Source organism: Streptomyces sp. NPDC001450 (genome assembly GCF_053597295.1).
Genome location: NZ_JBSFHY010000057.1, coordinates 22,164 through 47,238, shown reverse-complemented (window position 1 = coordinate 47,238; position 25,075 = coordinate 22,164). Strand labels below are relative to the sequence as shown.

The 25,075-nt window shown below is 73.5% G+C and carries 13 protein-coding genes; 5 read left to right on the top strand and 8 right to left on the bottom strand.

The genetic code is table 11. From position 1 onward, the window contains the following. The 3 genes from ACWC5O_RS40700 to ACWC5O_RS40690 all read left to right on the top strand — a co-directional run. The coding region (locus tag ACWC5O_RS40700) for an SDR family NAD(P)-dependent oxidoreductase (RefSeq protein WP_450781209.1) at positions 1 to 2,380 on the top strand (2,380 nt) is incomplete at its 5' end. A gap of 55 nt (positions 2,381 to 2,435) precedes the next feature. Continuing rightward, positions 2,436 to 12,905, top strand: a complete 10,470-nt coding sequence (locus ACWC5O_RS40695) for a type I polyketide synthase (RefSeq protein WP_450591586.1) — start codon at positions 2,436 to 2,438, stop codon at positions 12,903 to 12,905. A 58-nt stretch (positions 12,906 to 12,963) separates the two neighbouring features. Beyond that, complete coding sequence (locus ACWC5O_RS40690; protein WP_450591585.1) at positions 12,964 to 14,022, top strand: ketoacyl-ACP synthase III family protein; 1,059 nt, start codon at positions 12,964 to 12,966, stop codon at positions 14,020 to 14,022. 147 nt (positions 14,023 to 14,169) lie between these two features. Here ACWC5O_RS40690 and ACWC5O_RS40685 read toward each other — a convergent pair whose 3' ends face one another. The 7 genes from ACWC5O_RS40685 to ACWC5O_RS40655 all read right to left on the bottom strand — a co-directional run bounded on the left by ACWC5O_RS40685 (position 14,170) and on the right by ACWC5O_RS40655 (position 20,819). Next, positions 14,170 to 14,946, bottom strand: a complete 777-nt coding sequence (locus tag ACWC5O_RS40685) for an FkbM family methyltransferase (RefSeq protein WP_450591583.1) — start codon at positions 14,944 to 14,946, stop codon at positions 14,170 to 14,172. 105 nt (positions 14,947 to 15,051) lie between these two features. Continuing rightward, positions 15,052 to 15,819 (bottom strand): ABC transporter permease, encoded by a 768-nt coding sequence (locus ACWC5O_RS40680; protein WP_450591581.1) that lies wholly within the window; start codon positions 15,817 to 15,819, stop codon positions 15,052 to 15,054. 3 nt (positions 15,820 to 15,822) lie between these two features. Beyond that, positions 15,823 to 16,791, bottom strand: coding sequence for an ABC transporter ATP-binding protein (locus ACWC5O_RS40675; protein WP_450591579.1), 969 nt, complete (start codon positions 16,789 to 16,791; stop codon positions 15,823 to 15,825). An 81-nt stretch (positions 16,792 to 16,872) separates the two neighbouring features. Continuing rightward, the gene (locus ACWC5O_RS40670) at positions 16,873 to 17,655 is read right to left on the bottom strand and encodes an NAD-dependent epimerase/dehydratase family protein (RefSeq protein ID WP_450591577.1); all 783 of its coding nucleotides are present in this window, start codon (positions 17,653 to 17,655) and stop codon (positions 16,873 to 16,875) included. Continuing rightward, a complete protein-coding gene (locus ACWC5O_RS40665; RefSeq protein ID WP_450591576.1) occupies positions 17,639 to 19,123 on the bottom strand; it encodes an NDP-hexose 2,3-dehydratase family protein in 1,485 nt (494 codons plus the stop codon). Before ACWC5O_RS40665 ends, ACWC5O_RS40670 begins: the two co-directional genes overlap by 17 nt. 56 nt (positions 19,124 to 19,179) lie before the next feature. Beyond that, positions 19,180 to 19,962 carry a 4'-phosphopantetheinyl transferase family protein gene (locus ACWC5O_RS40660; RefSeq protein ID WP_450591590.1) on the bottom strand — a complete coding sequence of 261 codons (783 nt, stop codon included), beginning with the start codon at positions 19,960 to 19,962 and terminating at the stop codon, positions 19,180 to 19,182. A gap of 5 nt (positions 19,963 to 19,967) precedes the next feature. Beyond that, positions 19,968 to 20,819 carry a metallophosphoesterase family protein gene (locus ACWC5O_RS40655; RefSeq protein WP_450591574.1) on the bottom strand — a complete coding sequence of 284 codons (852 nt, stop codon included), beginning with the start codon at positions 20,817 to 20,819 and terminating at the stop codon, positions 19,968 to 19,970. Between the two features lie 300 nt (positions 20,820 to 21,119). Between ACWC5O_RS40655 and ACWC5O_RS40650 the strand changes: the two genes are divergently transcribed. Beyond that, complete coding sequence (locus ACWC5O_RS40650; RefSeq protein ID WP_450591573.1) at positions 21,120 to 21,890, top strand: thioesterase II family protein; 771 nt, start codon at positions 21,120 to 21,122, stop codon at positions 21,888 to 21,890. Between the two features lie 49 nt (positions 21,891 to 21,939). Then, positions 21,940 to 22,149, top strand: coding sequence for an acyl-CoA carboxylase subunit epsilon (locus ACWC5O_RS40645; protein WP_450591571.1), 210 nt, complete (start codon positions 21,940 to 21,942; stop codon positions 22,147 to 22,149). A gap of 19 nt (positions 22,150 to 22,168) precedes the next feature. Here ACWC5O_RS40645 and ACWC5O_RS40640 read toward each other — a convergent pair whose 3' ends face one another. Further along, the gene (locus ACWC5O_RS40640) at positions 22,169 to 25,048 is read right to left on the bottom strand and encodes an AAA family ATPase (protein WP_450591570.1); all 2,880 of its coding nucleotides are present in this window, start codon (positions 25,046 to 25,048) and stop codon (positions 22,169 to 22,171) included. Positions 25,049 to 25,075 lie beyond the last annotated feature (27 nt).

Genomic DNA, 25,075 nt, shown 5'->3' with positions numbered 1-25,075 from the left:
CGCCCAGGGCGGTATCGACGGCGAAGTGCAGGGCCGTTTGTTCACCCCGAGCCTGCGCAAGGACCGCGCCGAGGCCGACTCGATTCTCTCGGCGGTCGCGGGGCTGTATCTGCACGGCGGGCAGGTGGACTGGCGCGCCGTGTTCGCCCCGACAGGGGCCACGGTGGTGGACCTGCCGACCTACGCCTTCGAGCGCGAGCGCTTCTGGCCCGAGGGAGCCAGACTGGGCGGCCGGCCGGCGGTGGACTCCACCGACCGCGCGGACTCAGGGTTCTGGACGGCTGTCGAGCGCGGCGACGCCCGGACGCTGGCCGACTCGCTCGGTGTGACGACGGACGCGCTGGACGGGCTGTTGCCCGCGCTGTCGTCGTGGTGGCGTGGCAGGCAGGAGCAGTCCCGGGTGGACGACTGGCTGTACGGCACGAGCTGGAAGCCGCTCGGCGCGGTTTCCGGTGGCGCGCTGCCGGGCCGCTGGCTGGCGGTCCTGCCCGCCGGGCTGCGGGACGACACGTGGAGTGGCGCCGTGCTGGACGGTCTCGTGACGAGCGGGGCCGAGCCGGTCCCGGTCGAGTACGAGCCCGACGCCGACCGGGCCGCCGTGGCCGCGCGGCTGGCCACGGCGGCGGGGGACGAGCCGGTCGCCGGGGTCCTTTCCTTCCTGGCGCTGCCCGAGCCGGACGGCGAGAACGCCACAGGGGCCGACGGTGCCGGTGACGGCGTACCGGCAGGCCCCGCCGCCACCGCCGTACTCGTACAGGCGCTCGGCGACACCGGTATCGCCGCTCCGCTGTGGGCGTTGACCAGGGGCGCTGTCTCGGTCAACCGGTCCGACCAGGCACCCGACCCGGCGCAGGGTGCCGTATGGGGGCTGGGCCGGGTCGCGGCGCTGGAGCATCCGGACGGCTGGGGCGGTCTGGTCGACCTGCCCCAGGTCGTGGACCGGCGCACGATGGGCCGTTTGACCGGCGTGCTCACGGGCCGTTCGGGAGAGGACCAGGTGGCGATCCGGGCGACCGGCGTGTTCGGGCGGCGACTCGGCCGGATGGCGCCCGGAGCCCTCGGCGCGGGCTGGCGTCCCTCGGGCACCGTGCTCATCACGGGCGGTACGGGCGCGCTCGGCGCCCGGGTGGCCCACTGGGCCGCCGCGCAGGGCGCCGAGCGTCTCGTCCTGATCAGCCGGCGCGGCCTCGACGCGCCCGGCGCTCCGCGGCTGCGCGACGACCTCGCCGCCTCGGGCGTACAGGTGACGGTGGCCGCATGTGACGCGGCGGACCGTGAGGCACTCGCGGCGCTGCTGGCCGAGCATCCGGTGGACGCGGTGGTGCACACGGCCGGTGTCCTCGACGACGGGCTCGTGCAGGCGCTCACCCCGGAGCGCTTCGCGGCCGTCCTGCGCGCCAAGGCCGTCGCCGGACGCAACCTCGACGAGCTGACCCGGGACCGGGAGCTGTCGGCGTTCGTGCTGTTCTCGTCGTTCGCGGGCGCCATCGGCTCTCCGGGGCAGGGCAACTACGCAGCGGCCAACGCCTACTTGGACACCCTCGCCGAGCGACGCAGAGCGGCCGGGCTTCCGGCCACGTCCGTGGCGTGGGGGCCGTGGGCGGAGGACGGCATGGCCGCCGACGGCAGCGTGGAGGAGTACCTGCGCCGCCGGGGCCTGACGGGACTCGCCCCCGAGCCGGCGCTGGTGGCGATGGAGCGGCTGGCGGGTGGCGGCGATCCGGTCGCCGTCGTGGCACGGGTCGACTGGACGCGCTTCGCTCCCGCGTTCACCGCCGGACGGGGCACCACCCTGCTGGGGGAGATCCCGGAGGCGGACGCCGCGCTGAAGGACGCCGCGTCCGGGGCGGACGCCGACGCGCTGCGGCAGCGGCTGGCCGGACTGGGCGCAGACGAACGGTCCTCCGCGCTGGTCGAGTTGGTACGGGAACAGGCGGCCGTGGTCCTGGGACACGCCAGGTCCGACGCGGTGGACCCGGCCCGTGCCTTCCGGGAGGCCGGATTCGACTCGCTGACCGCGGTGGAACTGCGCAACCGGCTGGGCGCGGCCACCGGACTGCGGCTGCCGGCGACCCTGGTGTTCGACTACCCGGCGCCGGTGGACATCGCCCGGTACCTGGACGCCGAACTCCTCGGCCCCGGCGGCGACCCGGCCGCAGAGACCGGGGTCGTCGCCGAGATCGACCGACTGGCCGAGGCTCTCGCGGCCGAGGCCGGCGCCGGCGGCGAGAGCCACCTGGAGATCACGACGAAGCTGCGGGGGCTGCTGGCGATGTGGACCGGCGCCGACACCGGTGAGACGGACGACGCGGTCGCGGAACTGGACGGGGCGACGGACGACGAGATGTTCGACCTCATCGACAAGGAACTCGGAATCTGACCACCCGGCTCGGGCGACAGGACCGTTCACGGCTTTTGCGAGGAAGTGGAGCACGATGGCGAGCAATGAAGAGAAGCTTCGGGACTACCTGAAAAGGGTGACGGCGGACCTCCGCCAGACCCGCAAGCGCCTTCATGACGCCGAGACGAGCCGTCAGGAGCCCGTCGCGATCGTCGGCCTCGGCTGCCGCTTCCCCGGAGGCGCGGACACCCCCGAGGAGTTCTGGCGGCTGCTCGCGGAGGGCCGCGACACCGTGGCCGACTTCCCCGCCGACCGGGGCTGGGACCTCGACGGCGTCCTCGACCCGGCGGGCGGCACCGGTACCACGTACGCCCGCCAGGGAGCCTTCCTCTACGACGCCCCGCTGTTCGACTCGGCATTCTTCGACATATCGCCCCGCGAGGCCATGACCATGGACCCCCAGCAGCGGCTGCTGCTGGAGACCTCCTGGGAGGCGCTGGAACGGTCGGGCATCGAACCGGGGTCGCTGCGCGGCAGCCGGACCGGCGTGTTCACGGGCACCAACGGCCAGGACTACCTCGCGCTGATGCTCGGCCGGCCCGAGGAGGCCGACGGCCATCTGACCACGGGCATCACCGCGTCCGTGCTGTCGGGCCGGGTGTCGTACGTGCTCGGCCTGGAGGGGCCCGCGGTCACCGTCGACACCGCGTGCTCGTCGTCGCTGGTCGCCCTGCACCTGGCGGTCCAGGCGCTGCGAGGCGGCGAGTGCGATCTGGCCCTGGCCGGTGGTGTCACCGTGATGTCGACGCCGGGTGCCTTCGTGGAGTTCTCGCGGCAGCGGGGCCTGGCGGCCGACGGCCGGTGCAAGGCGTTCGCCGAGGGCGCCGACGGCACGGGTTGGGGCGAGGGCGTCGGCGTGCTCGTGGTGGAGCGGCTGTCCGACGCCCGGCGCAACGGGCACCGGGTGCTCGCCGTGGTCCGCGGTACGGCGGTCAACCAGGACGGGGCCTCCAACGGCCTCACCGCCCCCAACGGCCCCTCCCAGCAGCGGGTGATCCGCGCCGCGCTGGCGGGCAGTGGACTCACGCCGGCCGATGTCGACGCCGTCGAGGCGCACGGCACGGGTACGGCACTGGGTGACCCGATCGAGGCGCAGGCGCTGATCGCCACCTACGGCCAGGACCGCGAACGGCCGCTCTGGCTGGGCTCGGTGAAGTCGAACATCGGACACACCCAGGCAGCCGCCGGTGTCGCCGGCGTCATCAAGATGGTGCTCGCCCTGCGGCACGGCACGCTGCCGCGCACCCTGCACGCCGACGAACCCACCTCCCGGGTGGACTGGACGGCCGGCGCTGTCAGGCTGCTCCACGAGAACACCGACTGGCCGCGGGACGAGGACCGTCCGCGGCGGGCGGGCGTCTCCGCCTTCGGCGTGTCCGGCACCAACGCCCACGTCGTCCTCGAACAGGCCCCCGACGAACCGGCCGCCGACCCGGAAATCCCCGCTCCCGCGCCGCCGGCCCTGCGCCTGCCGTCCGCGGCGGTGCCCTGGGTCGTCACCGGCCGCACCCCCGCCGCCCTGCGCGACCAGGCCCGGCGGCTCGCCGGCTTCCTGCGGTCCCGCCCCGCGACGGACCCGGCGCACACCGGCGCCGCACTGCTCGCCACCCGGTCCGTCTTCGAACAGCGGGCCGTGGTGCTGGGCACCGATCGCGAGGAACTGCTGCGCGGCCTGGACGCCCTGGCCGCCGGCCACGCCCGGCCCGGACTGATCAACGGCTCCGCCTCCGGAACCGGCCGGACCGCCTTCCTCTTCGCCGGACAGGGCTCCCAGCGCCTCGGTATGGGGCGTGAGCTGTACGAGACGTACGAGGTGTTCGCGGAAGCCTTCGACGAGGTGTGCGCCCAGGTCGACACCACCCTCGAACGCCCGTTGCAGGACGTGGTGTTCGGCACCGACGCCGACCTGCTGAACCGCACCGAGTACGCGCAGCCGGCCCTGTTCGCCCTGGAAGTCGCCCTGTTCCGGCTCGCCGAGTTCTTCGGCGTACGCCCGGACGTACTGCTCGGCCACTCGATCGGCGAGCTGGCCGCCGCCCACGTGGCCGGTGTGTGGTCCCTGGCCGACGTCTGCCGGCTGGTGGTGGCGCGCGGCCGGCTGATGCAGGAGCTCCCCGAGGGCGGCGCCATGGTCTCCCTCCAGCTCTCCGAGGACGAGGTGCCGCCCCTGCTGGAGGGCCGTACCGACCGGGTCGGGATCGCCGCGGTCAACGGGCCCCGCGCCACGGTGATCGCCGGGGTCGCCGCCGACATCGGGGAGATCGCGGAACGGGCGAGGGCACAGGGCCACAGGGCCACCGCGCTCCGCGTGAGCCACGCCTTCCACTCGCCGCTGATGGAACCGATGCTGCGCGACTTCCGGCGTGTCGCCGAGTCGCTGGAGTTCCACCCGCCGCGCCTGACCGTCGTATCCGACCTCACGGGCCGCCCGGCCGACCCCGACGACCTGACCGACCCCGAGTACTGGGTCCGGCACGTCCGGCACGCCGTCCGCTTCGCCGACGGCGTCCGCGCCCTGACCGGCCTCGGCGTCACCCGCTGCCTGGAACTCGGCCCCGACGGCACCCTGTCCGCCCTGGCGGCGCAGAGTCTGCCGCCGCAGGACGAGGTGCTCGCCGTCCCGGCCCAGGTCAAGGACCAGCCCGGACCGCGGGCCTTCGAGACAGCCCTTGCCGCCCTGTACACACGCGGCGCCCCCGTCGACTGGACCAGCCTCCTCATGGGCACGAGTACAGGCACGGGCACGAGTACAGGCACAGGCACAGGCACAGGCACAGGTACAGACACGGGCACAGCCACCCCGCCCGCCCCGCCGGAGCCGCTGCCGACCTACGCCTTCCAGCGGCGCCGCGCCTGGCTGCCCGCCGTGGCGTCCGGCGCCGCCGGAGTCCGCGCCGCGGGCCTCGGCGCCGCCCGGCACCCGTTGCTCGGCGCCGCCGTCGAACTCGCCGACGCCGGCGGCATCCTGCTCACGGGCCGGCTGTCCGCGCGGTCCCAGCCCTGGCTGGCCGACCGTGAGACGGCGGGCTGCACCCTGCTGCCCGCGTCGGTCCTCGTCGAACTGGCCGTCCGCGCCGGCGACGAGGCCGGCTGCACCGTCCTCGAAGCGCTGTCCCTCCGCGATCCGCTGCCGCTGCCCCGACGGGGCGCGGTGCGGATGCAGATCCTGGTCGGCGCGGCCGACGAGACTGGACGGCGCACGGTGACCGTGCACTCCCGGCCGGACGACGACGAGGGCGACCAGCCCTGGCGCTGCCACGCCGAGGGCACCCTGACCGCCGCCGCACGGCCTGCCGGGGACGCCCCGGACACCAGTGTCCGGCCGCCCGACCGGGCCGAACCGGTCGACGTGGACGGCCTGTACGACCTGCTGTCGCTGCAGGGCCACTCCTACGGCCCCGCCTTCCGCGGCGTGCGCGCGGTGTGGCGCCACGGCAGTGATCTGTTCGCCGACCTCGCCGTCCCGGACGGACTGGGCGACCGCGACGCCGGAGCCTTCGGCCTCCACCCCGTGCTGCTCGACGCCGCGGTGCAGGCGGTCCTGTCGGCCGCACCCGAGGCGGGCGAGGGCCGCATCGCGCTGCCGCTCGGCTGGCAGGGGGTGACCGTGCACGCGACCGGAGCGGACGCCGCCCGGCTGCGGGTCACCGGCGCGGGCACGGACCGGGTCTCGCTCACCCTGGCGGACACCGAAGGGCGGCCGCTGGCCACCGTCGACTCCCTCTCCCTGACCTCCCTGCCCGTCGCCGACCTCGCGGCGGACGGGCCGGTCGACGGGCTGTACGCACTGGACTGGACGCCGGTGACCGGCCGGCCCGCCGACAGTGGACTCGCCGGGCACCCGCACGGCGACTGGGCGGTACTGGGCCCGGACGGCGCGGCCCTCGCCGCCCACCTCACCGAACGAGGCGTCCCCGTCCGTGAACACCAGGACCTGGCCGCCCTGCGGGCCGCCCTCGACGAAGGCGCGACACCACCCGTGACGGTGCTGCTGCCGGTCGGCTCCACGGACCGTCCCACCGACAGCGCGGGCCTCGCGGCCGAGGCCCGGGACGCCACCGCCGCGGTCCTCACCACCCTCCAGGAGTGGCTGGCCGACGAGCGCCTCGACGCCTCCCGGCTGGCGGTGCTCACCCACCACGCCGTGGCGGCCGCCCCCGGCGACCGCGTACCCGGCCTCGCGCACGCCCCGGTCTGGGGGCTGGTGCGCACGGCCCAGTCGGAGCACCCCGGCCGCTTCCTGCTCGTCGACCGCGACACGGCCGACGCCCTGCCCCCGTCCGCCGTACGGGGAGAGGAACCCCAACTCGCCGTGCGCGGGGAAGCGTTGCTGGCACCCCGGGTGGTCCGCGCACCGCGCCCCGCCGGGGAGACTCCGGTCGTGTTCGGGCCGGACGGCACGGTGGTGGTCACGGGCGGCACCGGCGGTCTGGGCGCCCTTGTCGCCCGGCACCTGGTGACCGGGCACGGCGTACGGCGGCTGCTGCTGGTCAGCCGGTCCGGGCCCGAGGCAGTGGGCGCGGCCGAACTGCGCGACGAGCTGATCGCGCTCGGCGCCGAGGTGACGGTCGAGGCGTGCGACGTCTCCGACCGCGTCGCGCTGGCCGCCCTCCTGGGCGGAGTGCCGGCCGAGCACCCGGTCACCGGGGTCGTGCACACCGCGGGTGTCCTCGACGACGGCCTGGTCACCTCCCTCACCCCGGAGCGCCTGTCCACCGTCTTCCAGGCCAAGGTGGCAGCCGCCGCGCACCTGCACGAGCTGACGAAGGATCAAAACATCTCCGCGTTCGTGGTGTTCTCCTCGGCCGCGGGTCTGCTCGGCAACCCTGGTCAGGCCAACTACGCGGCCGCCAACACGTTCCTCGACGCCCTCGCCCAGCACCGCCGCGCCGCCGGACTGACGATGACCTCACTGGCGTGGGGGCCGTGGGAGCGGTTCGGTGGCATGACGGCCGGCCTGGACCGCGCACATACGGCCAGAACGGCCGCCCAGGGTGTCATTGCGCTCTCCGTCGAGCACGGACTGTCCCTGTTCGACGCCGGCACCGCCGCCGACCGGGCGCTGCTGCTGGCGATGCGCCTCGACACAGGGGCACTGCGCTCCCGCGCCGAAAACGGTGAACTGCCCTCGCTGCTGCGCGGACTGCTACGGGTCACCGTCCGCCGCGGCGCGACCGGCGCGGCCGGACAGGGCGGCGGATTCGCGCGGCGGCTCGCCTCGCTGCCCCGCGCCCGCCGGCACCGCGCGGTGGCCGAACTGGTCACCGGCCAGGTCGCCGCACTCCTCGGCTACGACAGCGCCGACCTCGTGGGCTCCGACAAGCCGTTCAAGGAGCTGGGCTTCGACTCGCTCGCCGCCGTCAACCTGCGCAACCGGCTCGGCCAGGAGACCGGACTGCGTCTGCCCGCCACCCTCGTCTACGACCACCCCACCTCCGGGGCCCTGATCCGCCACCTGGTCACGGAACTGGGCCTGGACGGGGACCAGGGCGACGGCGACGACGCCCCCACCCGCCCCGGTGCCGCCGTACCCGACGACGACCCGGTGGTGATCGTCGGCATGGGCTGCCGCTACCCCGGCGGGGCCGACTCACCCGAAGCCCTGTGGCGTCTGGTCGCCGCGGGTGCCGAGGGGCTCGGTCCGTTCCCCGCCGACCGCGGCTGGGACCTCGACGCGCTGTACGACCCGGACTCCGACCGCCCCGGCACCACCTATGTCCGCGAGGCCGGATTCCTCTACGACTCCGGGGAGTTCGACGCCGAGCTGTTCGGCATCTCGCCCCGCGAGGCACTGGCCATGGACCCGCAGCAGCGCCTTCTGCTGGAGACCGCCTGGGAGGTGTTCGAACGGGCCGGGGTCGCCCCCGGCTCCCTCAAGGGCAGCCGTACCGGCGTGTTCGCGGGCGTGACCTATCACGACTACGCCTCCGGGATGCAGATGGGCACGGCGGGCAATGTGGCCGCGGGCCGGGTGTCGTACGCCTTCGGTCTCGAAGGCCCCTCGGTGGCGGTGGACACCGCCTGCTCGTCCTCCCTGGTCGCCCTGCACCTCGCGGCGCAGGCCCTGCGCGCCGGGGAGTGCGACCTGGCGCTGGCCGGCGGTGTGGCGGTCATGTCGCAGCCGGACCCCTATGTGGCGTTCAGCCGGGAGCGCACCCTGGCCGCCGACGGCCGGTGCAAGCCGTTCTCGGCCGACGCGGACGGCACCAACTGGGCCGAGGGCGTGGGCCTGTTGCTCCTCGAACGCCTCTCCGACGCCCGGCGGCGAGGCCACACCGTCCTCGCCCGGATCGCGGGCAGCGGCATCAACCAGGACGGCGCCTCCAACGGACTGACCGCCCCGAGCGGGCCGGCCCAACAGCGGCTGATCCGCCAGGTGCTGGCCTCCGCCGGGCTCACCGCCGCCGACGTGGACGCCGTCGAGGCCCACGGCACGGGTACCCCGCTCGGCGACCCGATCGAGGCCCAGGCACTCGTCGCCACGTACGGCCAGGACCGCGAACGACCCCTGTGGCTGGGCTCGATGAAGGCCAACATCGGTCACACCCAGGCGGCCTCGGGAGCCGGCGGCGTGATCAAGATGATCATGGCGATGCGGCATGGCGTCCTGCCCCGCACCCCGCACATGGACCGGCCGTCCTCGCACGTCGACTGGTCCGCGGGCGCGGTGGAGCTGCTGCACGAGGACGTGGACTGGCCGAGCGGCGACCGTCCGCGCCGAGCCGGAGTGTCGTCCTTCGGTATCAGCGGCACCAACGCCCATGTGATCATCGAAGAGCCGCCCCGGGACGGGGAAGGCGTCGTCGGCGCCACCGACACCTCTGTCGATGCCCAGACCGCCGACGGCATACGGACCAGGGCTCCTGCGGTGCCCGGCCGCGTCCCGCTCCCGCTGTCGGCGCGCAGCGCGGAGGCGCTGCGCGGACAGGCGGCCCGGCTGCACGCCTTCCTGACGGACGAGCCGGTGGCCCGGCTGCACGACGTGGCCCTGTCGCTGGCCACCACCCGGTCCGCCCTGGAACACCGCGCGGTGCTCACCGTCTCCGACCACGGCACGGCGCTGACCACCCTGAAGGCACTGGCGGACGGCACCGAGCCGGACAGCCCCGTCATCAGCGGCACCGCCCGCACCGGCTCCGCACAGCCGCCCGTCGTCCTCGCCTTCCCCACGGCCGACGCCCGGTGGACGGCGAGCACCGCGCCTCTCGCCGACTCCGCACCGGTGTTCGCCGAGACGCTCACGGCCTGCGGACGGGCCCTGTCCGCACTGGTCGACTGGACCCCCGCCGACGTCCTGGCCGGGCGTACCGCCCCCGACTGGCAGCGACGGCCCGAGATCGCCGGACCGCTCGGCTGGGCGGTGGCCGTCGCGGTGACCGCGCTGCTGCGCTCCTACGGCGTCGAGCCCGCGGCGGTCACCGGTCAGGGACACGGCGAGATCGCGGCGGCGTGCGCCGCCGGGCTGCTCCCGCTGGAGACCGGCGCCCGGCTCGCCGTGCACCACAGCCGTACGACGGTCGAGAGCGCGCCGCCGGTCCGGTTCGGCCCCGCCGAGGTGCCGTTCTGCTCTGCCGCGACCGGTGGCTGGCTGGACGCGGGGGAGGAGACCGGCCCCGCGCAGTGGGCCGCCGACCTGGCCAGGGCCCCCGCCCGGACCGAGCAGGCGCTGCGGACGCTGCTGGACAGCGGGCACCGCACGATCGTCGTCCTCGGTCCGGAACTGCCCGGCGGCGAGGGGGCATCGGAGGAGGCAGCGCAGGTCACGGAACGGCCCGGCGCCGTGACGGCCGACGGCGCGGACCTGCTGCCGCTCACCGGGCCGGACGGGCCCGACCTGACGGCCCTCCTCGCACGGCTGCACGTACGCGGCGTCGAGATCGACTGGGACGCCGTCTTCGCGCCCACTGGGGCCCGCCGGGTGCCGCTGCCCACGTACGCCTTCCGCCGCCACCACTACTGGATGACCCCCGCCCCGCGACCCGCAGGCGACACACCGTCCGCCGGAACGGACCGGACGGCGGACGGGCACCCACTGCTGGACTCGGTCGTCGAACTTCCCGAGCCGGGCGGGCTGTTGCTGGCCGGCGGGCTGTCCCGGGCCACCCAGCCGTGGTGGGCCGCACAGGAGGTGGCCGGCACGGTCGCGGTGCCCGGGTCGGTCCTCGTCGAACTCGCCGTCAGGGCCGGCGACCGGGCCGGCTGCGACCGCATCGCCGAACTGACCACGGAGGCCCCCCTGGTCCTGCCCGAGCGGGACGAGGTCCGGCTGCGGGTGACCGTCGGCGAGCCCGGTGCGTCGGGTGAACGGCCGCTGCGCGTGTACTCCCGGCCCGCCGGCGCCCTGCCCGGCACCCCCTGGACCCGCAACGCCAGCGCGGTGCTGTGCCCCGCCGGCGGCCCGGCCTCCTTCGATCTGGAACTCTGGCCGCCGGCCGAGGCGGAGCCGGTCGACCTCACCGGCCTGCCCACATCGGCCACCGACGGCCTGCTCGGCCTGTGGCGGCACGGCGACGACCTGTTCGCCGAGGTTGCCCTGACCGCCGAGCACCGGCAGGCGGGCGGCCGCTACGGCCTGCACCCGGCGCTGCTGGACACCGCTCTGCGCACCCTCGCCCTCGCACGGGACGAGCCCCGCGAGCAGGACACGGCATCCGTGCCCGACTCCTGGCACCAGGTGGCGCTGCACGCCGAGGGCGCCTCGGCGCTCCGGGTGCGGCTGACCCGTACCGGCACCGACACCGTCGCCGTGGAGGCGGCCGACGACACCGGGCTGCCCGTGGCGTCGATCGGCGCGGTCCGGCTCAGCCCCGCCGACCCCGCACGGCTCACCGGCGCCCGCACCGCCCAGCACGGCCCGCTGCTGCGCCTGGACTGGCCCGAGACCGCGTGCGAGACACCCGGCGCCAAACCCCGCTGGGCGCTCGTCGGCCCCGATCCGCTCGGCGCACGTGCGGCCCTGATGAAGGCGGGTGTCTACACCGAGGCGTACGACACCCTGGGTGCCCTCGCCAAGGCGGTGGATTCCGGCGCGGCCGCGCCCGGGGCGGTGCTGGCCGGCGTGGTGCCCGGGCCCACGGACACGACCGCCGCCGGTGCCATCCGGTACGCGGCCGAACTGGCCGGTGAATGGCTGTCCGACGAGCGGTTCGCCGACGCCAGGCTGGTGTTCCTCACCCACGGTTCGCTAGCCCAGGCCGACGGCGGCGGCACCCCGGACCCGGCGGCCGCCGCCGTCTGGGGACTGATCCGCTCCGCACAGCTGGTCGACCCCGGCCGACTGGTCCTTGCCGACCTGGACGGCAAACGCGCCTCCTGGCGCGCCCTGGCGGCCGCGCTGTCCACGTCCGAGCCGCAACTGGCCCTCGTCCGGGGCGCGGTGCACATGCCACGGCTCGCCGCCGTGCAGGCCGCACCGGCGGGAGGCGCGGGCCTGTGGGCCGATACGGCGGGCACCGTCCTGGTCACCGGCGCCCACCGGCCGGCCGCCGCCGCAGTGGCGCGGCACCTGGTGGCCGAGCGGGGCGTACGTCGCCTGCTGCTCGCCGCGGCCCCCGCGGACGGCGACGCGGCCGCCCGGCTCGAGGAGGACCTGACCGCACTGGGCGCCGAGGTGACCGCAACCGCATGCGACCCCACCGACCGGCAGGCGCTGACCACGCTGCTGGAGTCGGTACCGGCCGCGCACCCGCTGACCGCCGTCGTGCACGCGGCGGAGGTACCCGAGCCCGGTGCGGCCGAGGCGGAGGAGGAGCTTCTGGAGGCGGAGCTGCGGGCGGCCCTGAACCTCAGCGAGCTGACGGGACGTGAGGACCCCGCTACCGCGGTCCCGCTGATCCTCCTCACGACCGCCGCCGGCACGCTGGGGGCCGCCGGACGAGGCGGCGAGGCCGCCCTCGGCGCCTTCCTCGACGCCCTCGCCCGCCGCCGCCGCGCCGCAGGGCTGCCGGTGACATCGGTGGCGTGGGGGCCCTGGGACCTCGAGGACGGGGCGGCGGGCGGCGCACCCGCGGGTGTCGTGCGGCTGCCCCGGACCGCGGCCCTGGACCTGTTCGACGCCGCCTGCGCCCTCGACGCCCCCACCGTCGTCCTGCTCCGCCCGGACGTACCCGCCCTGGCCGGCAGGTCCGGGGACGAGAGCCTTCCGGCGCCCCTGCGGGGCCTGGCCGGACCTTCGCCCCGGCGCCGTGCGGGACAGCGGGGAAGCGCGGGAGTCCTCAGCACGCTGCGCCGCCGTCTCGCCGGTCTGGCCGACGCCGAACGCGACACCGTCCTCGTGGACCTCGTCCGTGCCGACGTGGCGGCGGTGCTGGAATACCCGTCGCCCGAAGCCGTCGACGCCACCCGCGCCTTTCGGGACATCGGCCTCAACTCGCTCACCGCCTTCGCCCTGCGCAACCGGCTGCGGGAGACCACGGGACTGAGGCTGCCCGCCGCCCTGCTGTTCGAGGTCGACACCCCCGGGCGGCTGGCGAAGCACCTCAAGGAAGAGCTCCTGCGCCCGTGACACCGGCAACCGCACCACATCCCAGCAGTTCCACGACACCCAAGGAGAACAGCCACAGATGAAGACGGACGGCGTCTATGTCGACACGGTCGGGACGTACATCCCGGACCGGTGGGTGAGCGTCGAGCAGGCGGTCGAGGAGGGGCTCTACGACGAGTACTCCGTCCAGTACGGCACCGGGCTCACCGCCGCCTACATCGCGGGCGACCTGCCCGCACTGGACATGGCGGTGTTCGCCGCCCGGCAGGCGTTCCGCCGGTCCGGCAACGACGTGGAGGACCTCGACTTCCACGTCCACTGCACCGCCGTGCAGCACGGCCCCGAGGGTTTCTACCCGCCCGGCTACGTACTGCGCGAGCTGGGCGCGAGCGGGGTGCCCAGCACGGATGTGCGCCAGCACTCCAACGGTCTGCTGGCCGGCATCGAGGTCGCCGTGGGGCAGCTGACGGGGGCCGCCGGGGCCGAGACCGCGCTGGTGACGGCGGCGGAGAACTTCACCAGCCCGCTGATCGACCGGTGGAAGGGCTTCGGTACCGGTTTCACCGCAAGTGACGGCGGCGCCGCCGTCCTGCTCAGCGGTGAGGGCGGGTTCGCCGCGCTGCGCGCCGTGAACTCCGGGACGCTCCCGGAGCTGGAGCAGTGGCACCGCGGCGAGGAGTCACTGCTGCCGTTCCGGGGGGAACAGCGCAAGGCGTCCGGCACGATGGAACTGTTGTCCTACTTCAACCAGCACGTGGTGCCGGTCGACAAGTGCATGGAGCTGATCCGCGACTTCGAGCTCGACATCGTGCACCGGTCGCTGGTGGACGCGGGCCTGAACGCGTCGGACCTGCGGTGGGTGGTGGCCGCCAACAGCGACTCCCGCATGATCGACCAGATGAAGATGCAGCCACTGGGCCTGCCGATGTCCCGTTCCACCTGGGACTTCGGCAAGGAGTACGGCCACATGGGCGCCTGCGACATGGCGGTCTCCCTCGACCACCTGCTCCGCAACGGCCTGGTGTCCCCCGGCGACCACATCCTGATGACGACGTCCGCGTCCGGCTGGGTGTCCACCTCGGCCGTCCTGACCGTCCTCGAGCTCCCGGCCTGGGCCCGGGAGAACCCGGTCTCCTGAACCCGGGCGCCTCACCGGCGTCCACCACGCACGTGCCCGACAACGGAACATTCCGACAACGCAAAGACCCGGCACCAGGCAGAGGTGCCGGGTCGGCTCGCTGAAGGGCGCGCTACTGGGGCGTCGCAGGCGGCGGCTCGGGAGCCGTCAGCGCTCGCGCCTGGCGTACACCATCGAGTAGCGGTACACCTCCGGCAGGTTCGCCGCGTTCTCCACCGTCACGGCGAAGCCCTGCGCGTCGAGGATGTCCCGCACCGCGTCCAGGCGGCCGTCGAGGTCCTGCACCTCGATCACGGTCTGGCGCACGCGCTGCCAGTCCGCCGCGTCCAGCCCTTCCATGACCTCCAGCTCCGCGCCCTCAACGTCGATCTTCAGCAGGTCGATCGGGCCTTGCGGCGCCCACCCGCGCAGCTCGTCGGAGAGCCGGTTCACCTCGGCCTCGACCTCGACGCCGGCCATGATGCGGTCCAGCGCCTCCTGGCCGATCTGCTCCACCGTCAGTTCCTGCCCGACCTTCTTCTGCTCCGGGTACCGCGTCGAGTTGCCGGGCAGGGCGGGGTAGAACGTGAAGCGGACCTGGTCCTCGTGCCGGCTGCCCAGCGCCGAACGCACCACCTCCACGTCCTTCGCGCCATGGCTGTCCAGGTTCTCCAGCAGCGCCTGGTGGATGGCCGGGATCGGCTCGAACGCCAGGATCTTCGCGCCGGGGAACTCCTGCTTGACGAAGAGGGAGAACAGGCCCACGTTCGCACCTGCGTCCACGATCCGTGAGGAATCGGAGAGCTGAATACCGTGCTTGAGGTAGGTGCGTTCGACGAATATCTCGTTGTAGATGAAGTCGACTTCGGAGAACAGCGCGCCCTCCGTCTGCGGCACGAAGACGGAAACGCCGTCAGCGACCTGAACTGACCTGATGTCGGTCATGATTGCTCCCTGAGCCGTGGATTGCTGCTCAGTGTGCCCCGCGGAAATCCAGCAATCTCCTAGACTTCCGCGCGCCCCGGGGCAGGGCGTGGCGCGTGGCGCCGTTCAGGCGTCCCGGCCGCGCAGCACCAGATAACCGCCGAGCACCACGGCCGCCACCCACAGCAGCATGATGACGAGGCCGCCGCCCGGCCCGTAGGGCACGTCGGAATTGCGCACCACCCGGGCCATCGCCTCACCGGCCTGGTCGGGCAGGTAGTGCGCGACCTTCTTGGCACCGGGCACCGAGGACAGGATCTGCGTGACGAGGAAGAAGAAGGGCATCAGAATGCCCATGGACACCATGGAACTGCGCAGCATGGTGGCGACGCCCATCGAGAACACGGCCATCAGCGTCATGTAGAGCCCGGCACCCAGCGTCGCCCGCAGCACGTTGTGCGCGCCGATCGTGGTGCTGTGCGAACCGAGTGCTGCCTGCCCGGCGAAGAAGGTCACGAAGCTGGTGACCATTCCGACTGCCAGCGCGGCACCGGTCGCCACCGCCAGTTTGCTGAAGTAGAAGACGCCACGCCGTGGCACCGCCGCCAGCGAGTTGCGGATCATGCCGGTGCTGTACTCGCCGCCGATCACCATGACGCCGAACGCGATCATCGCCAGCTGGCCGAGGACCCCGCCGGTGAAGCTGGTTCCGGCGGGGTCGAAGGTGAGCTTCTGCTGCTGTGACAGGTCGTCGTACTTGGCGTTGGACAGCGCGCTCACCAGCGTGCCGAAGGCCACGGTGACGGCGAAGGCGGCGAACAGGGTCCAGCCGGTGGAGCGGACCGTGGTGAGCTTGGCCCACTCGGAGCGGAGGGCCGCGGTGGGTGCGGACATGGGTCAGGACTCCGTTCCGGTGGTCTGCGGTGCGGTCCGACCGCCGTGCGACACGGCGCCGGCGGCGAGCGGTCCGGTGCGGTACTCGGCCGCCTCACCGGTCAGCGCGATGAACGCCTCCTCCAGGGAGGCGTGCTGCGGGCTCAGCTCGTGCAGCAGGATGCGGTGCTCCAGCGCCAGCTCGCCGAGCCGCTCCGCCGGGACGTCGGTCACCTCGAAAGCGCCGGAGGAGTTCTCGGTGGCGGTGATGCCCGCCCCGGCGAGCGCGTCCCGCAGCTTCTCCGGTTCGGGCGTGCGGATCCGCACGCCCGAGCGGGTGTTGCGGTCGATGAACTCCTGCATGCCGGTGTCGGCGAGCAGCCTGCCCCGGCCGATGACGACCAGGTGGTCGGCGGTCAGCGCCATCTCGCTCATCAGATGGCTGGAGACGAACACCGTGCGGCCCTGGGCCGCCAGCCCCTTCATCAGGGTGCGGATCCAGTGGATGCCCTCCGGATCGAGGCCGTTGACCGGCTCGTCCAGCAGCACGATCTCCGGATCGCCCAGCAGCGCCGCGGCGATGCCGAGCCGCTGCCCCATCCCCAGTGAGAAGCCCTTGGGCCGCTTCTTGGCGACCGAGGCCAGTCCGACGTCTTCGAGCACCTCGGCAACCCGGGACAGGGGTATGCCGTTGCTGAGCGCGAGGCACCTGAGGTTCTGGTACGCGCTGCGCCCGCCGTGCATCGCCTTGGCGTCCAGCAACGCGCCCACGTGGCGCAGCGGGTCCTTGAGCCGGGCGTAGGGTTTGCCGTCGATGAGTACATGGCCCGAGGTGGGGCGGTCCAGACCGAGCATCATCCGCATGGTGGTGGACTTGCCCGCTCCGTTGGGGCCGAGGAATCCGGTGACACAGCCGGGCCGGACCGTGAAGGTGAGGTCGTCGACGACCACCTTCTCGCCGTACCGCTTGGTCACTCCCGCAAGGTCGATCACGCCGCCCACGCTAGGCCGAGGAACCACTTCCGGTCCGCTCCCGCGGCAAATGTCTAGGGGTTCTCGCAGCCGGCGGCGCGGTCACCGGCCGGGCAGTGCCGCCAAGTCCTGTGCGATGGCGGTGTAGTAGGGCAGATAGGTGTCCAACAGCGCCCTCAGGTAGTCCCCTTCCGCGGTGGCTGCGCGGAAGTCCGGTACCAGTCCGCGCAGCCGTCCCACGGACGCACGGGTGATCGCGGGGGAGCCCGGGCGGATGACGCGCCGGGCCGCGATGCCCAGGCGCTGCTCGATCGCCGTCACGATCGACTCCACCGGTTGTGGGATTCCCGAGGCCACGTTGAGCACCTCGCCGGTGATCCCGTCCGCCAGGAGCCGTCCGACCGCGTGCAGCAGGTCCCGTACGTCCAGCAGGTCCCGGTGCGCACCCTGATGGACCGTCACCTCTCCCTGCGCGACATGCCGGACGAGGGTGGGCAGCAGCTGGTGCGACCGCTGGTGACGGCCCACCACATGGCTCAGCCGCAGGATCAGATGCTCGGTACCCGACGAACGCACCACGCTCTCCAGGGCCAGCTTGTGCCGCCCGTAGGCGTTCGGCGGCCGTACCGGGTCCGTCTCCGTCGCCTCGCCGTCCGGGAAGCCGTACATGGAGAAGGAGGCCGTGGAGAAGAACAGCAGCCGACGCCCCTCCCGCGCGCAGCCCTCCAGCACGTCGTAGAGGAGCTGTGCCTCACGGTCGTACTCGGCGAGGGTCGTGGTGGATGTGCTGGACACACCGGAAGCGATCGCCGTCACATCGGGGAAGCGGTCGCCGAAGGCGGCGGCCAGGTTGCGGCCGAGGAAGCCGTCACCGATGATCCGCACGACCGTCTCCCCCGCTCCCGGCGGTGCTCCCGACTCTCCGGACTTCGGCCACGGGCAGGCCGGGTGCGATGCCCGCGACGGTACGCAGGGCCGCGACGAGGGTCCGCGCCTGTACGTTGAGGTAGTGGCTGTACTTCAGCAGTTCACCGAGCTGATGCAACGTCACCCACTTGTAGTCGCCGGGCACTTCGGCGGGCCCGCCGTCGTCCGCCTCGACGATCAGGTACCGGTTCTGCGCGTGCAGGAACCGGCCGCCCTCCTCCGACAGCACCGTGTCGAACAGCACCTGTTCCGGGCGCGCCTCCTCCACCAGGCCGAGGAAGCGGGGGCGGCCCTCCGCGGGCAGATGGGCGTAGTTCTCCGGGGTGCACTGCACGGTGGGGCCGAGTTCGACGACGTCGAGGTACCCCGGCTCGACCCTGGCGTGGACCAGACAGTGCGGTACGCCGTCGATCCGGCGCACCAGCATCGCCACCGTCCCGGTGCCGTGCGGTTCGAGCAGCGGTTGCGACCAGGACGCCACCTCGCGCCGGTTGGAGACGACGTCCACGGGCACGATGCTGAAGAACAGGCCCCGCTCGTGGGAGATACGGTCCTCGGTGCGGTACCAGCCGTGCCCCTCGACCTCGCGCAGCGGCAACAGCGCGGCGCTGACCTCCCGCTCGCTCTGCTGTGCGGTGATCCAGCTGCGGACCGCCACGCCCGAGTGGAGGCCGGTGGCCGGCCCGGAACCGTGGTGCCATTCCGGCAGGCAGGAAAGCACCGTACGCGCGTCCATGTTGATCAGATTCTCGTAGTGAAGCAGCGCATTGACCTGCCGCAGTGTCAGCCAGCAGAAGTCCTCGCCCGCCTCCACCTCCGGGCCGACCTCGACGATCATGTTGCGGTTGCGCTTGCAGAAGAACCACGAGCCCTGCTCGGACTGGAGCACATCTGCCAGTACCCGATGGCCACGGGCCTGCGGCTCGCGGAAGCAGTCCAGGTACGGCACCGAGGAACCCCCGTGCACCCGGGTGTAGTTGCTCTTGGTGGCCTGCACCGTCGGTGACAGCTGCACCCCGTTGACATTGCCCGGCTCGGACTTCGCCTGCATCAGACAGTGCAGCACCCCGTTGATCTCACGGACCGCCAGCCCGAGGATGCCTATCTCCGGCTGCCTGATGATCGGCTGGCTCCACTCGGGAACCGGCCCGAAGTCGGTGCGCACCCGCATCCCGCGCACCGCGAAGAACCGCCCGCTGCGATGTTCCAGGTCGCCGGTGCCCGGGGCGAAGTGCCAGCCGGACAGTTCGGCGAAGGTGGTGCGGTGTACCTCCTGGCTGTGCTTGCGGCGGCGCTCGTCCAGCCAGTCGAAGAACTGGACGTCGGACATCGCCTCGCCGCCCGTGGCCGTCGCGGAGACGGCCAGCCGCGCGGCGAGGACCGCATCGGTGTCGGACTCGGGACCGGTCGCGTTGAGCTGGGGCATCGCTGCCTCTCCATCGGATCGACGTCGGCCCACGGCGCCCGCCGCGGACCGTGGGGCTACTGCGGCGGGCAGGAGGTGCCGGACGGCACCGACGCCCCGGACGTAGGGGCCACGGCCCGCTCCGCGGGCTCACCGGCGCGTGGGCCGGCACCCTGCGCGGCGGGTGCCAGCGCGGTCAGCACCAGGCCCTCGTCGACCAGCCACCGCCCGGTGAGTTCGGTACCACCGCCGACCGGACCGGTGAAGGCGGGGGGCACCGGCACCAGCACCCGGACCGAGAACGTGCCCCGCGTCCCGCCGGAGGCGTCCGGCTCGTGGGTGAAGCGCAGCCGGGCGTCCTCGAACCCGAGCGGGCTGCGGGCCAGCGGGAACCACACCTTGTACACCGACTCCTTCGCGCTGAACAGCAGCCGGTCCCAGGGCACCTGCGGCACCGACCGTCCCAGCGGGGCGAGTTCTGTGCGCTCGTCGGGCAGTGACACCGCCTCCAGGACGCCGTCCGGCAGCGGGGCGGCCGTCTCGGCGTCGATGCCGAGGGCCGCCAGTTCGGTGGCGCGGGCGACCGCCGCCACCCGGTAGCCGTCGCAGTGGGAGATGGCACCGACCACTCCCGCGGGCCAGCCGGGCTCACCGCGCGGGCCGGGCAGCAGCGGCACCGCCGGAAGCCCCAGCGCGGCCAGCGACAGCCGGGCGCACCGCCGGCCGGTGGCGAACTCCCGGCGGCGCTTCTCCACCGCCTGCGCCACCACCGCCTCCTCCTCGGGAAACAGCGGGGGAGCCACCAACTCGCCGCGTACCTCGGTCACTTCCACCTGGTCGGGCAGCAGCCGGCGCATCAGTGGCGTCATCGCGCACCTCGCCGGGGAAGGATCTCGCGCAGCAAGGGGGAAGGCATCCCGCGCGGCTGCCACTCGCGCGGGTAGCCCAGCGACACCTCGCGGTGCGGCACCCCGTCGTGCCACGTCGTACGGGGGATGTGCAGATGGCCGTACACGACGGTGGCCGCCCGGTAGCGCCGGTGCCAGTCGTGCGTGGCGGTGGTTCCGCACCACAGCGCGAACTCCGGGTACCGCAGAATGCGGGTGGGCTCGCGGACCAGCGGGAAGTGGTTCACGAGTACGGTCGGCAGGTCCGGCGGGCAGGCGTCCAGCCGCTCGCGGGTGTACGCCAGCCGCGCCCGGCACCAGGCCGCGCGGTCCGGGTAGGGGTCGCTGTGCAGCAGGAACTCGTCGGTGGCCACGACGCCGGCCTTCTCCGCACGGGCGAGCGCGTCGGCGGTACCGGTGGCACCCGGCGGCAGGAACGAGTAGTCGTACAGCAGGAACAGCGGCGCGATCACCACCGGCCCGTCCGGGCCGGGCCACTGAACGTACGGGTCCTGCGGGGTCAGCACGCCCAGCGACCGGCACAGTTCGACCAGGCTGCGATAGCGGGCCTCACCGCGCAGGATCACCGGGTCGTCGGGGTGCGTCCACAGTTCGTGGTTGCCCGGCACCCACACCACGGTCGCGAACCGCTCGGCGAGCAGCCGCAGCACCCACTCGACATCCGCGGTCAACTCCCCGATGTCACCGGCGACGATCAGCCAGTCGGAGGGATCGGAGGGGTGCAGGTCCCGCACGACTGCGCGGTTCTGCTCGTAGGCGACGTGCAGGTCACTGACCGCGAAGAGCCTGCCGCCCGGCACACCGCTCACCGCTTCGGTGCCTCGCCGGTCCCGGGCCGCGGATCCGTGGTGGGCATGGGAACTCCTCGCTGTGCGTCCGGCGCCTCGGATACGCGTCCGGCGCTCAGCTTTATGCCACCGTCCCGACCGATGACACAACGTGCTGCCGCCCCGCCCGGCCAAGTACAGGGGAAACGCCCAGACTTCCGCCCCGACACGGCCGTCCGGGCCCGACGGTGCTGGATAGTGGCGGCACATCCGTACGAGCAAGCACGAGCAAGCCAGTGCTCCAGACCACTGGAACCCGCCAACAGAGGACGGACGAGCAGCGTGAGCGTTTCCCCCGTCGACGACGGCCTGTGGTGCAGGCGGTTCAACCCGGCTCCCGACGCCGCCCACCGCCTGGTCTGCTTCCCCCACGCGGGCGGCTCGGCCAGCTACTACCTGCCGGTCTCCACGGCCCTCAGCCCGCGCGTCGACGTCGTCGCCGTGCAGTACCCGGGCCGTCAGGACCGGCGTAACGAAGCGTTGCTCGACGACATCGGCACGCTCGCGGACCGGGTGCACGAGGTGCTGCGCGGCTGGGACGACCGCCCGCTGACCTTCTTCGGGCACAGCATGGGCGCGCTCGTCGCCTTCGAGGTGGCCCGGCGGTTCGAACGGGAGGGCAGCGGTCCGGTACGGCTGTTCGCCTCGGGCCGGCGGGCCCCCTCCCGCTACCGCGACGAGAACGTCCACCGGCGCGACGACGACGGAATCATCGCCGAGGTGAAGGCGATGAGCGGCACCGACGACCGGTTGCTGGGTGACGAGGAACTGATCCGGATGATCCTGCCCGCCCTGCGCGGCGACTACCGGGCGGTGGAGACCTACCGGTGCGCGCCGGGCGCCACGGTGGGCTGCCCGGTCACCGCGCTGGTAGGCGACAGCGACCCCAAGACGTCGGTCGACGAGGCCCAGGACTGGGAGAAGCACACCACGGCGGAATTCGACCTGCGGATCCTGCCCGGCGGCCACTTCTACCTCAACAGCCGTGCCGCGGACGTGCTGAAACTGCTCGACGAGCACTTCACCGCACAGACCGCGCCGCAGGGCACCTGACCGGTCCTCCCGGTGAGCACGTCCACGACAAGGAAGGACAGACGTGAGCATGTCCGACGACACCGCCCTGGTACGGGTCGTACGCGGCGAGGCCAGTGCGGAGGAACTCGCCGCGCTGACCGCGGTCCTCGTGGCCCGCGCCGTGGCCCGCGGCCACACCCCGGACGGTCCGGACCGCCCCCGCAGCACCGCCCGCTGGAGCCGTCTGGAACGCCTTACCCACTACCGGTCGCCGGTCAGCTGGCAGGTGGCGGCTTGAGCCGAGCCGTACGTCCTGGTCAGGCCGCTCCCTGGGGGCGGATCTCCTCGGCGGGCACAGGCGGCGCGTCTGCCGGGTCGAACAGACCCGCTTCCCCGAGAGCGGTGGCGAGGCCCGAACGTCCGGACGTGGACATCTTGCGGTAGCAGCTCGTCAGATGCTTCTCCACGGCCCGCCGGGAGACGCCGAGGGTGTCGGCGATGGCCTGGTTGGTCAGGCCCTGCACGGCCATCCGGGCCACCATCCGCTCCGCCGACGTCAGTCGTGCCCGCGCCGGCGCGCCGACCGCCGCCGGCCCCAGCATCTCCTGCGCACGGGCCGCGACCTGGGACGCCCCGCACTCCACAGCCAGTTCGTACGACATACGCAGCGCCGTCTCCGCCTCGGCGGCATGGCACGGCGCCACGGCCTCCCCGAGCCGCAGCAGCACCGAAGCCCGCGCGTGCAGATCGGCGGATTCCTCCAGGACCTCGGCGGCCTCCCGCAGCAACCTCGGCGCCGAGGCCTTGCCCAGCACCGCGGCCTGGAGGGCCAGTGCGCGGCCCAGAACCGACGGGGCACCCCAGGCCCGCGCCCGCTCCAGGTGCTGCGCGCACAGCTGTTCCGCCCGGTCCGCTTCGCCCATCCGGTGCAGCGTCCGCGCCGCCCAGTACGCCGACGGTGCCACCATCGGATTGCGCCATCCCGCCCGCTCCAGGGCGTACCCGGCGTCGAGGAAGTGCTCCACCGCCATGCCCGGCTCGTGGCGTCGCTCCGCCTTCAGTCCCCGGACCAGGGTGAGCAGCCCGGCCAGCTCGCAGTTCTCGTGCAGTGCGCGGATGCGCTCCGGCAGCGAACCGACCAGCTCCGGCTCCCGGGCCCGCAGCGCCACCAGGACCAGCGCGAGCGCCGACAGCGTGCTCACCTCCTCGGGACCGACCACCGAGCAGGCCTTCACCGCCCGCTCCCGCGCCGCCGTCAGCCGGCCCTGGGCGAGCAGCACGAGCGCCTGCTCGCTGAGGATCACCGACTCCTCCAGCCGTGCGCCCCGCCGCACCGCGTCCGCCAGGGCCGTGTCCAGCCAGGGCAGCAGCCCCGCCACCGAGTCCGCGGTGACCAGGACCGGTACCACCAGCGGCAGCATGGTGTGCACGTGGGCCGCGGAGGCCGGCTCATGTTCCAGGACGCGGCGTGCGAGCGCCCCGACCCGCGTGGCGGGCAGCGACATGGCAACGGTCGCCGCGTGCAGGAGCGCCACGAGCAGCTCCCGCTGGCCGCCGCGCGTCATCTCCGGCCACTTGCCCAGCCCGGCCAGGCGGTCCGCGGCCGACGCGACCACCGCCGGATCGGTTTCGCAGAGGTAATGCAGCCGGGCCTCCAGACGCAGCTCCAGCGGGCGCCGCTCAGCCGGCAGTGCTCCTGGGGCCGCCAGTTCGTCAGCCGTCTGCCGCAGCAGATCACCCAGCGACAGCAGCGTGGCACCGGGCGCGACCGGGGTGAGCGCCATCAGCGCCTCGGCGCGGGCCAGCGGGCTCGGCAGCAGCGGGAAGGCCTGGGCGACGTGCCGGGCGGCCACCGACGGGGCGAAGCCGCGCTCCACGGTCGCCAGTTCCACCAGCAGCCGGGCCCGCGCCTCACTGTGCGGCAGGACGTCGCGCAGTGCCCGGCGCAGATAGCGGGCGGCCGTCTCGGGGGCGCCGCGCCGCACCGCCGCGTCTGCGGCGCGCCGCAGAGCCGCCACCGCGTCGCCGTCCAGCTGTGCGGTGGTGACCAGCAGATGGCCGGCCACCCGTTCGGGCGTGCTGCCCCGGTAGCGCAGCAGGGCGGCGGCCTCCAGGTGCAGCCGGTTGCGTTCGCCCGGTGGCGTGGCTTCCTCGACCACCTCGTGGACCGCCCGATGGGCCAGCCGGAGGGTGTCCTGCCGGGTGAGCAAGGCCAGCCGGCGCAGACGCCAGAGACTGTCGTCCCGGTCCACCGGGTCCAGCCCGGCCAGTTCGCCCACCACCTGCGGGTCGGCGTCGTCCCCGAGGACCAGCAACGCACGGGCCGTGGCGAGGACGGACCGCGGCTGCTCACGCAGACACAGCAGCAGCCGCCGCCGCAGCGCCGGAGGCACCAGCGTGGCCACCTTGGTCGCCTCGGCCGCCACCGGTGCGATACCGCGGGTCTGGCACTCCTGCAGGAGCGACACGAGATGCAGCGGGTTGCCGCGCGTGGCGTCGTGGCACGCGGCCGTGAACTCGGCCTCGGCCGACGCGCCCAGACGGTCCAGAACCAGGGCGTCGACCGATGCCGCGCCGAGCGGGGCCGGCAGCAGGGTGTGCTCGGCGGCGGCCAGGGGCCGGATGCCGGGTGGTTCCGCAGCGGGTTCTCCCTCGCACACGGTCACCGCGACGAGGATCCTCCGATGTGTCACCTGGCGCACCAGCTGGTCGAGCCAGTCCAGCGTTCCCTCGTCCGCCCAGTGCAGATCGTCGACGAGCAGTACCGGCACACGGTCGTGGCTCATGTTCAACACCATGGACAGCAGCGCGCGCACGGTCGTCGCGGTGTGCTGCCGGGGCGACTCGGGGTCGCCCTGGAGGAAGGCGAGCGCGGGTCGCGCGGGCCCCGAGCACCATCTGGCCACGAATGCACCGGACTTGAGAACCGGCTCCAGCAGCTGCCGGGTGACACCGAGCGGGAAGTCGCGTTCCGCGGGGGCGGCGTAGGCCCGCATCACCAGAGGCCGCGGCGGTGCCGCCGACCCGGTCACCGACCCGGTGGCCAGTCGCGCGGCCAGTTCGCCGATCTCCGTCAGTACCGCCGACTTGCCGATTCCGGGCGGCCCGCTGATCACGACGAGTGATCCGCTGCCCTGTACGGCGAGCCGGAGGGCCTCGGCCGCCAGTTTCAGTTCGTTCTGCCGCTCAAGCAGCATGCCAGCGGCCTCCTTGCACGGTGTTGT